Raw genomic sequence first — 11,265 nt, 5'->3', positions numbered from 1 at the left:
GGGAGTATGATTTCTTCTTTTTTACCAAAAATGCCATGAAACCCGAAAAGATAATTACCAACATTCTTAGCCAAACGATTGATCCATTGTTGGGGTTAAGCCTGTCAGATTTACCCATTAAACCTTTAATCACTCTGGAACAAAACCAATTATCCCTGAATTTATGCGCCGGTTTTCCTACCCATTTTTTACAAGATACCCTGCTCGCAACCGTACAGACTGCATTACAACAAGCACTGCCAGATTACGAAATTCAAGTCACTCTTGATCAGTTCATCAAGGCGCACCGTACGCAATTGCCAGGTAAAGGATTGCGTGGGGTTAAAAATACAATCGCCATAGCTTCCGGCAAAGGAGGGGTGGGCAAATCGACGGTAGCGGTTAATTTAGCCATTGCTCTGGCGCGCGCAGGAGCACGGGTAGGCATTCTGGATGCAGATATTTATGGCCCAAGTATCCCCCTGATGTTGGGCAAAGCTCCAGCCGTGCAAGTGCAAGGCGAGCATTATCTCCCGGTCATCGCGCACGGTGTGCAAGCCATGTCTATCGGCTACCTAACGGAAGGAGAACCTGCGCTGATATGGCGGGGCCCAATGCTTGCCAAATCGTTACTGCAAATGCTTGATATCACGCAATGGGATGAGCTTGATTATTTGTTTATTGATTTACCCCCAGGCACAGGCGATATTCAGCTTAGTTTGGTGCAAAAAATTCCCTTAAGCGGTGCAGTGATTGTAACTACTCCGCAAACGGTAGCGACGCTTGACGCCCAAAAAGCCATGAAAATGTTTGAAAAAACAAACATTGATGTGTTAGGAATTATAGAAAACATGGCGCTTCACATTTGCAGCCGCTGCCATCATCAAGAACATATTTTCGGCACGGGCGGCGCGCAGAAACTTTGTGAACAGCACCATTGCAAATTCTTAGGCCAACTTCCTTTAGATAGCCGCATTGGGTTGGATTGCGACCAGGGCGCTCCCACTGCTGCAGCAAATCGTGACGAACTTTCTAAAGTCTTTGTTAAAACCGCCTTGCTAACCGCTATTGAATTAGCTAGAAAACCATTAAATTATGCCGATGTATTTCCGCCAATCGTCGTAGAATAAACTGCTGGCTCAACTACTTAAAAACCGACGATGTTGCAGGAAGAAAATCCTCATGCGAAGATCATGCCGCAAAGCATGAGGATTCATCATTTAAGGATGAACTATGAAACAGCATTCTCCGCAATTTTTAAAAATAGTAAATGAAGCCAAGGGGCGCATTAAAGAAATAACTCCCGCCACGCTTAAGAAAAAAATAGACAACCAAGAATCCTTTCATCTCATCGATGTGCGGGAAGACAACGAGTGGCAAACTGGCCATATTCCTAATGCTATTCACTTGAGTAAAGGGATTATCGAACGTGATATTGAAAAGAAAATTCCAGATCCGCTCGCCGAAATTGTTGTGTATTGCAGCGGCGGCTTCCGTTGCGCCCTGGTTGCCAATAGTTTACAAAACATGGGCTATCAAAATGTCTATTCTTTACAGACTGGCTCGCAAGGTTGGCTAGACGCAGGCTATGCTTTACTTAAATGATCCTTAAATGATCACTGAGTATTTGTTACTCAAGCAATTAAATTCACCCAAGAACTGCCGTTTCATCCAAAATTTCATCAACAGCAAGAATGGAATTATTAATTTTTTTCTCTGTATCCGTTGCAAAAAAAGTATGCGCTATGTTCATGCTTTTTTGCACCACATAAGTGATTGGATAAAATATCACTAAACTGGCAAGAATGGTTAGTAACGTATCAATATACCCTAATATCCCGCGGTGAGTGGCGTAAAGAATGTAATTTTCCTGCCTATGCCGCTGCAGGGTATTCTGTATTCCTTTAAAATCAATTTTATTTTTATCTGGCGTTAAAATGGTTTGCTGTAAAGCTATAAACAATTCATTGAGTTTGCCATAAACTTCCTTATTCGTCGTTTTAAATCGATAGCGCTTTTCGTTTAACTCGGCGAACGTGCGGTATAATTTACAAAATCCATTCATACAATTTTGTTTTTTAGCTAATTCAAATGCCATACCCCAAACATCATTCACCAATGCATCAAAGTAATGCTCAGGCTTAGAGCGAAGTGCATATAAATCGTCAAAAAGAAGTACCTCTGCAGGGCCTACATGGTTTTTTTGCAAATAATCACGTAATCTTTTCTGATTTTCTTTATTATCGGTAGCTAATAATTGCATTTCCTTGCCCAGTTTAAGGGGCACGCGACTTCTGTACTCATTCTCAAATTCTTCTATGGTCTTTGCTTCAGTGACAAATACTACTGGAAACGGCTTGGCAATTAATTCATCTTGCTCATCGTAACGAATGAATTCTTCGTCACGAGCATCCAATAATGCCTTACATAATGCAATTCTATTTTGCAATGCTTCTATATGAGACAATACTTTGCTGTGAAAATTCTCAAAATCAGGAAAAACATTTAACAATACTTCAGCCTTGCTTTGGGCACGCATGTAGCTTTGGTAATACCTTTCAAGATAATATGCGAAAGAATAAGATGGGTGATTAGTAAATAAATACCCCCCTATTTCTTCATAAAACACTTCCCCTGATTCAGGTTTTTGCGAGCTAAAAAAATGATAATCACGTTTGGCTGCAAAATTATCCTCCCCGCAAGGATTTCTTTTAATTTTTTCCTGATAACCTTTAGGGATTTTAATAAAGTCCAAGAGTTTGTTGATATTCTCAAATGATGGTGAATTATAAATTTCCTCCATATTAAATTGCGTTTTCTTAAGCTTTTCCAAAAAAGCCTCAAAAGAAAAGAAATGTTCTATGTAGTCGCCCGCTGCATAGTCACCCTGCAAATCATTTTCCTTTTTAAACTCATCTATTGCCGCCCCATGGATATAGATATGTTTTTGCACGCACATTAAAAAATAATAAAATTGTACGGTAGCGTGCAAACGCTCTCTCAATGTGTTTATTTCATCTGCGGGGACTACGTCTGTTATGTTTACGCCAAACTGCCGTAACCGGACCAGATAAATCATGAGTAAATTTAAATCGCTAAATGCTGATTTATGTGTGGATTTTAGAAAATTTTTGAAGTATTCCTGACAAACCTGCAAATTTGTGTCATTGGGATTTTTAGCATAATTTCCAACCACTTTATCAAGATCATAATGAGTATGCTCAATACGGCCGAAGGCTGGGGCTCCAGTAATGGTATCAAGATTGGAGCCATGACCTATGATGGAAAATCCCCCTTGCGTCAGTTCCCCTACCATCGGAGCTACTTTAAAATTATTTAACATTGCAACGATGGGCATAAGCTGAAAATCAGTATGCTGCATCATGCTTAAGGTTTGCGAGGAAGTACCGTGGATAAAGGGATTAAAAGGCATGAGAAATCGTGGTCCAGGCAAATAATGTTTGCATTATACCAAGGCATACCGGAAAACATAATGAAAAAATATAGAACATATTATCTATGCCTAAAACTGAACCGTATAACCCGTGTTAATTATTGAAGTTGCGACGTGTTAAGCACGCACCAGCTTACTTGCTGATAAAAGTGTGCATTTTAAAATCCAAGGCAAATCTAGCTGCACACCCATACCAGCATCGATGCAACAAGCAAACCTAATAGCAAGTTAATTATCCAGAAACCATAACTTGCTATTAGGGACAGGTAAGCGTATCAGTGAAACGAATGCTGTTTCGGTTCTTTCACCCAATACAATAAAATCGTTCCAATCAATAAATAAATTGGCAATAATGATAAGGCCAAATGATAGCTTGGGAGGGAAAATTGCTGGATGCCATCCACCATACGGCCATCCCACTGCACATCTAAAACTTTCCCTATCAGCGGTTCAGTCAGTGCATCAAAAATCGCATCGCTGGTATTAAACATTGCAATAACTGTGGCGGTAAGGGCTAGCGGATTCATTTCTTTTCCCATGGCAAAAACCAGCATGAATGCTCCCAATCCAAAACCAAAGAAAAATAACAATAGGCTCAAAATCTGAATAGACCATGTATTGCAATATAACAGCAAGCTCAGCGCTACAGTTGATCCCAGCGTACTAATCAACATCACATAACGTCTATTCCCAAGCCGATCGGAGAGGGCCCCAAGAATTGGACTTCCTAACCCCAAACCTACAAATACCAACGAAGTCAGCGAAGCTGCTTGCGTTTTGCTTAACTGATAAGCTTGTTCCAAAAATGGATTGCCCCACAACCCACCAAATACAGCTACTGGCGAGAAAGCAAAACCACTATATAAGGTCAGTAACCAATTTTGCTTATTCTTTAAAACTGCAATTAAATCTTTAATTGAAATCGAAGCAACCTTATCTTGTTTCCTGCTCGTACCGGGCGCATCGCGTACGATTAGAAAAAAAAGACAAGCTAAAGCCAAACCTATAATGCCAACACCAGATAAACATTGACGCCATCCCCAATGCTCCACCAGCCAGGCTAACGGCGCCTGCCCAAATACAGCGCCAGCCATTGCAGCAGTTGCCAAAAGACCGCTTACCAAAGCATAGTGCTTTGCAGCAAACCAGTTTGCTGCAAGTTTCATATAAGAAACGGTAGCAAACGCAACGCCAACACCCATCAGTGCCCGCGACACGCTGGCAACAAAAAGAGTTTCTGCCCTGGAAAATAGGATAACACCAAGCGCACAGCAAAAAATTGCCATTGAAGTCAGGCGCTGCGTGCTGTATTTATCGAGAAGAATGCCTACCAATAACTGCGTAACCATATAAGAATAATAAAAGGTTGCAGCCAAACTTCCGAGCCCTGCACCCGTTAAGTGAAATTGTTTCATTAAAGGTGCCGTGATGATGCTCGGAAAAATTTGTAAGACGTATTTATAAAATAAGAAGCAAGCCGCCAGGCTGATGACTAAAATCGGGTAGGCAAACATTTTTTTATTTTTTAAAGGCATTAACATGATTCATCTCTCATTACGGTTAGAAGACTAGCGAAGACGCATTGAGCGAGCATGGTCTTTGAGAGATCGCCCTGCCTTAACGGGCGTAGAATCCGCTCACCGTTAAGACAGGCGAATAATGCTGATAATAATGGTGGCGAAAAACGAAGGAATTACAGATGCAACCGTACACCAACTTAAGTTGATAGCAAAAAATGGTGAGGTACTGTTTCTTTGCATCATTGGAGATTTTTGACCGAATACAGAAAATACACAACTTATCTTAACATAGGATTAATAATTTACAAAAGTTATTTTATAAACACATTGTAAATAATTATAATTACAGCCAAATTCAAGCAAACTATTTATAAAAATAAAGTTGTTCGTCAAGTCTTTTTTTTAGAAATTTATCTTGCTAAGATGCGCATTTCTCTAAAAAAAGATCCTCAGCTTTCCTGTGGATATCTTTTATATATTTCCTCTTCTCCCTCTTACCAACCCTATTCCAAAAGTAATAAAGCCCAATAACTACAAGCACTTATGAGCCATCGGCATTCTCAAGCAAGTTAGAGCTTATCCACAAATTCTGTGCATAACTCTGTGAGTAGCTTATTAAAAACCTTGTGAAAGAACCCTTTGATAAGATGAACAAAAATCATCCATTTCATTTCAAGCAGGCAAGGATAATGGCTTTGCATTGATAAATTCTTTAAAGTCATGCCAATATAAATAACAAACCACCAATATGGTTATTTTTTGACCTTTTTATTCGCGGTTAACCTACTAAAATACTTCTTTTTCATGGTAAACTGGCAGCAATTTATTGCAATTTATTGATTGAGTTTTAGCCATATGTCTGAACACTATACTGCCGAAGCAATTGAAGTCCTAAATGGCCTTGAACCTGTTCAACGTCGTCCCGGCATGTATACGGATACCACCCGCCCAAATCATTTGGCGCAGGAAGTGATTGATAATAGTGTGGATGAAGTTCTCGCAGGCTTCGCAAGTCACATTATGGTTACCCTGCATGAAGACGGTTCTGTCGAAGTTGAAGATAATGGCCGCGGCATGCCGGTTGATATCCATCCACAGTTAGGGTTGAGCGGCGTTGAGGTGATCATGACCCGTTTGCATGCGGGCGGTAAATTTTCCAATAAAAGCTATACGTTTTCCGGCGGATTGCATGGTGTCGGGGTATCCGTGGTGAACGCTTTATCGCAACGCCTTGAAGTCACCATCAAACGCAATGGGATTGTTTATCAAATGTCTTTCGCCAATGGGCACAAACAAAGCGAACTAATTGAAACCGGCACAACAAAAAAACGGGATACTGGCACCATAATTCGTTTTTGGCCCAACACAACGTATTTTGATAATACCCGGATTTCAATCAAACAATTAACCCATTCCCTACGCGCTAAAGCAGTACTTTGTCCTGGCTTGTCCATGACATTTATCAATAAGTTGACTCATGAAGAAATAAACTGGTGCTATGAAAAAGGATTGGTCAATTATTTAAACCAATCTTTAGCCGCTGACTATCTTCCGGAAGAACCATTTTGTGGCGAATTCACGAGCGAAGAAGCTACGGTGGATTGGGCACTCGTCTGGACACCTGCTGCTGCCACGCTGGTAAATGAAAGCTATGTCAATTTAATCCCTACCATTCAAGGTGGTACCCACGTCAATGGTTTGCGCTCCGGTCTTTTTGAAGCATTGGCTGCATTTTGTGAATTACGTAATTTACTCCCCCGCGGCATAAAATTAGCAGCCGATGATTTATGGGAACCTTGTCAATATGTTTTATCAATTAAAATGAAAGAGCCCCAATTTGCCGGGCAAACCAAAGAAAGACTGAGTTCACGGCAAATTGCAAGTTTTGTAAGCAACATCATCAAAGACTCTTTCGCACTTTGGCTGAATGAACATCGAACGCAAGGAGAGGCGATTGCAGTTCTAGCGATTGAGCGGGCGCAAAAGCGTCTGCGGCAATCCAAACAAGTGGCTCGTAAACGCGTGCAGCAAGGACCCGCATTGCCAGGTAAATTAGCTGATTGTCTGCAACAAGATTTAAGCCAAGCGGAGTTATTTTTAGTAGAAGGCGACTCAGCCGGTGGCTCTGCCAAACAAGCTCGCAATAAAGATTATCAAGCCATTCTACCTTTGCGGGGCAAAATATTGAATGCATGGGAAGTTGACTCCTCGCAAGTGCTTGCTTCACAAGAAATCCATGACATTTCCGTAGCAATTGGTGTTGATCCAGGCAGTGATGATTTAAACGGCTTGCGTTATGGAAAAATCTGCATTCTAGCGGATGCAGATTCTGATGGCGCTCACATTGCCACCTTGATTTGCGCCCTTTTTCTTAGGCATTTTAAACCTTTGGTCAAAGCGGGACACATCTTTGTCGCCATGCCCCCACTTTATCGTATAGACGCTGGGAAAGCAGTGCATTATGCTCTCGATGATGAAGAAAAAGACAAAGTAATTGCACAGTTAAGCAAAGGCAAGATAAAACCTAATGTCCAACGTTTCAAGGGTTTAGGTGAAATGAATCCCTTACAGCTGCGCGAAACGACCATGGATCCCAATACCAGGCGCTTGGTGCAACTAACCCTGGAAGATGAAGCATCAACCTTTGCAATAATGGATATGATGTTAGCAAAAAAACGCGCAAGTGATCGCAAAGCCTGGCTTGAATGCAAAGGAAATTTAGCTTCTGTCTAATCTTTGCTTACAATTATATAGGGGGCCCTTGGATCTTTTAGCTGGTGTAAGAGGGAGAATCTAGAAAAGTGTCACTGGGTGAATTGGAAGAAGAGATAATTTCTGCAGATTTTTTAAAGAAAAAGCCTATTTTATTTGCTTTATTGGCATGAATGATGCCAGGAATTGTTGGTTTGAATTCTTGCAGATGCGGCAGATCAACTGCTTCATCTTTTAATTCATGCTCCAAATTTGGCTCAGGGAATTGACTTTCTAAAGTCGTGAATTGCTGCTCAAGCTTATCGCGCATCAAGTTTTCTTGCAAGGTTTGGGCCACTGAACTTGCTAAATAAACCAACCCCAGAGCCATCAATCCTAATAAGCCTGGCAGTATACCTGCTGGTATAAAGCACCAAGTTGCAACCACTCCGGTAGCTGCTATTGCTGTTACTAAATTAATAATGATTTTATTACGATGTTTTGTGTATTCGTATGCCAAGCGTATTCCTTGCTGTTGGCTTGCCAGTGGGTCCATTTCACTTATGTCATTATTTTTTTTCCATTCCCGTAAAAATTGTACCGCGCTCACTATTTCTTTCAGCACGCGGATTAAGGAAGATAAAATAAATAAAAAGGAAGTCACAGGTGACAAAGTAGCTGCCGTACCAATAACAATTCCATAAGCAGCAATATTAACTACCGAGCTTACAAAAAGAAAAAAATTGTCTTGAAAAAAATCCCGTGCTGATAATTTTGGGTTGAACAAACTTTGAAAAAAAAGATAGCTGCCGGATGCTAAAGTGTACAGGATTCCAGCGCTGGGGAAAAACACGCCCATGATCAAGAGCTGTTGTATTGCAGTAAAACCGCTTAATAAAAAAGGCGAGAGCGCAGAAAAACCGAGCACAGCCAGTACAACCCCTGTCCCTATCTTAATTTTCTTGCCAATATCGCCCTCATCAACCCTATACAATAATTCCTGTATTGCTGCATTTTGGGGATGATCTTCAATTAATTCACTCAATTCAACTAAAAAATCATATACCTTTATGGGAGTATTAAGAAAACGTCCCCAATAAAGACGAGAGACACCAAGCGAGGACAGCACACGTTCAGCAGCATTCTTGATTTCGACATTGCTATTGATGCCAGTGGTGAGAAATTCTTTATAATCAATGGTTAAATTTGGATATTTATGAGTAAATTCCTGCAAAGAATGCTGACTATTTTCTTGCAAATAGTCACAAAAGCAATTCAACACACTGACTACATGTAAAGCCATTAGATTTAAATAAAATCATTAAAACCGCATTATATAGTGTTATCCTTTTGTATGCATTAAAGATTAGAACTTCAGCAAGGGAAGAATAGTTGAATAATCATCAGTCCAGGTGACGTTTTCTGGTTCCTCTACAAACCGCCATTCTTTTTTTAATAAATCAAACGCGAGCGTCGTATCAAATGTCAGCAAAGCCCATTCTGAAGCCACCTGCCCCAACCGGGGATCTCCTGGATGCTGTAAGTGCAAAACGATCATTTCAAGCTGCCGGCCTGCAGCTGCCACTATAGGTAAAATCCTTAAATGCCGGTTGCTGATGTTAACGAGTATCACTCCGTGCCGCTTTAATCTACTGCGATACGATGAAAAGGCTTCTGTACTCAATAGATGCACCGGTATGGCATCAGAAGTAAATGCATCGATGACCAGTAAATCCAGAGAAGCACGCTTCATTTCTTTGAGCGCCAAACGACCATCGCTACGCAGGAGCGTCAACTGCGAATTACAATCGCGAAGGTAGGTAAACAAGGTTGGATCTTGGGCAATTTGCATAACCTGGGCGTCGATTTCAACCATAGTTAATTTATCTCTTTCGCGAAACTGGCAAACCATAATGCCTGTCCCCAATCCAATAACAACCGCAGAAAGACTTAAGGATTTGCGCTGCATTTCCCTAATTACCGGCAAAACAGCGCCATAATAAGCTTGAATACCCTCTCGCGAATTTGGATCATTTAAAAGTTGGAAACCATGTAAGGTACTTTGGCTCATTAGCACGTGTGCGCCCGGTTGCGCATGCACTTCCTTTATCCCATAAAAATTTCTCTGTTGCGCCAGTAACTTAGTAGATTTTTGGCCGGCAATAAAAATAAAGATAAGCAAGAGAGCCAGGCACAGTAAAAGCGTACGTTGATTTTTAGAAAAAATAAATGCTGCAGCCAATGCCACGACCTCAATGACATGCGATGATTTTACCCATTTAAGCCACTGCTGTGCTGGAAGAAAAAAATTTATTAGCAATAGGGATAAGATAAGCACCGGCAATAGCCAGTCGCTTGTTTTTTCCCTGGCAGGAATGGCTAGTAAGGATAAAAGCAAAATCAGGGGATATTCATAAGCGCCATTAAATAAAACAGGCGCCAGCAAACCATTAAAAATACCTGCCAGCACACCTCCCACCGCTATACAGAAATAAAAACTTGTTAAATGGATGGGAGAGGGGCGCGTTTCAGCCAACTCACCATGACAGAGCAGCGCAAACACAAAAAAATTGGCCAAGTGCACTAAAATGCTTTGCCATGCCGGAATTTTATGAATACCAAGTACAAAACCTAAAACAGGAAAAATTAAAAAGAATATCGCGTTTTTAATAATCCATGCATGAGAAATGATTTTTTTCTGCGCAAACGTTAATACATAAGATAATAAATAAAGTGCGAGTGGGATAACCCACAACAAGGGGGTGGCGGCTACATCTGTGGTGATATAAAAAGTCACTCCCAACATCAAACTGCAAGGAATAAAACTCAAAAATATCCAGCATAATCTCCTTTTCCAACTCAAGGCAGTTTGCTCTTTATAACGGACGATATGCGGTTGGTAAGGAAAATAAAACAATAAACTCCACAAGAAAATCATATAAATCACATAAAAACCATTCCAGTAATAAAACTGCTCACTGATCTTGAAGAACCGTTCAATTAGCCAGGGATAACAAAGTAAAGCCAATAAACTGCCGCTGTTACTCGCTGCATATAAAAAATATGGATCACGTCTTCTTTTGCTTTTAATTTGACTAAATGTATACTGCAATAAAGGCGCAGAAGCCGCTACAACCAAGAGTGGTAAGCCAAGCTGGAACGTTATCTGTACAAGAATTGCGCGTTCAGGAAAATCTGCATTTGCAAGCGCAGTAAATTGAACTGGCAGGAACAAAAGGCTTAAAAAACAAACGCTAAAATGAATTATTTTCCAGCTATGCGGATGCTGCAAACGACTTAAAAACCAGGCGTATGCGTAGGCCAAAAGCAAGAGCGCCTGGAAAAACAACATACATACTGTCCATACGGCGGGAGTCCCACCGTAAACTGGCAAAAGAACTTTGGCCACCATGGGTTGGATAACAAACAACAAGGCGGCACTCAGAAAAAGAGTAAGTGAGAAAGAAAACTGCACCTGGGTTATCCAACACTGGCGAACTATTAGGCAACGTCCCTAAAGTTTTTTAGCCAAGATTTCATCTTAAATTGAGCACAAATTTTTCTATTTCACTTCGATCTACCCCCTCTCCCACGATAGGAGTTTTGATAGTATGATGATGC

Annotated in this window: 7 protein-coding genes; 3 read left to right on the top strand and 4 right to left on the bottom strand. The window is 40.9% G+C overall.

What is annotated here, in order from left to right; genetic code table 11:
• Positions 1-35: 35 nt before the first annotated feature.
• Complete coding sequence (gene apbC, locus ELY11_RS07040; RefSeq protein WP_127032794.1) at positions 36-1,109, top strand: iron-sulfur cluster carrier protein ApbC; 1,074 nt, start codon at positions 36-38, stop codon at positions 1,107-1,109.
• 103 nt (positions 1,110-1,212) lie between these two features.
• Entirely contained in the window at positions 1,213-1,584 is a 372-nt protein-coding gene (locus ELY11_RS07035; protein ID WP_126953634.1) for a rhodanese-like domain-containing protein, read from the top strand.
• 43 nt (positions 1,585-1,627) lie between these two features.
• Here ELY11_RS07035 and ELY11_RS07030 read toward each other — a convergent pair whose 3' ends face one another.
• Together ELY11_RS07030 and ELY11_RS07025 are read right to left on the bottom strand one after the other, a co-directional pair.
• Entirely contained in the window at positions 1,628-3,412 is a 1,785-nt protein-coding gene (locus ELY11_RS07030; RefSeq protein WP_127032792.1) for a hypothetical protein, read from the bottom strand.
• A 296-nt stretch (positions 3,413-3,708) separates the two neighbouring features.
• Entirely contained in the window at positions 3,709-4,974 is a 1,266-nt protein-coding gene (locus tag ELY11_RS07025; protein ID WP_233579725.1) for an MFS transporter, read from the bottom strand.
• Between the two features lie 834 nt (positions 4,975-5,808).
• Here ELY11_RS07025 and parE point away from each other — a divergent pair.
• Positions 5,809-7,686, top strand: coding sequence for a DNA topoisomerase IV subunit B (parE, locus tag ELY11_RS07020; protein WP_127032790.1), 1,878 nt, complete (start codon positions 5,809-5,811; stop codon positions 7,684-7,686).
• Positions 7,687-7,723: 37 nt separating this feature from the next.
• Here parE and ELY11_RS07015 read toward each other — a convergent pair whose 3' ends face one another.
• Positions 7,724-8,947, bottom strand: coding sequence for a hypothetical protein (locus tag ELY11_RS07015; RefSeq protein ID WP_126953631.1), 1,224 nt, complete (start codon positions 8,945-8,947; stop codon positions 7,724-7,726).
• A 63-nt stretch (positions 8,948-9,010) separates the two neighbouring features.
• On the bottom strand, positions 9,011-11,119 hold the full coding sequence (locus ELY11_RS07010; RefSeq protein WP_127032788.1) for a spermidine synthase: 2,109 nt from the start codon (positions 11,117-11,119) through the stop codon (positions 9,011-9,013).
• Between the last annotated feature and the right edge of the window lie 146 nt (positions 11,120-11,265).

The sequence above is a fragment of the Legionella septentrionalis genome, from assembly GCF_003989745.1.
Taxonomy (GTDB): domain Bacteria; phylum Pseudomonadota; class Gammaproteobacteria; order Legionellales; family Legionellaceae; genus Legionella_A; species Legionella_A septentrionalis.
Note: the sequence above shows the minus strand (reverse complement) of the source record. Positions and strands in the feature narration are given on the sequence as shown.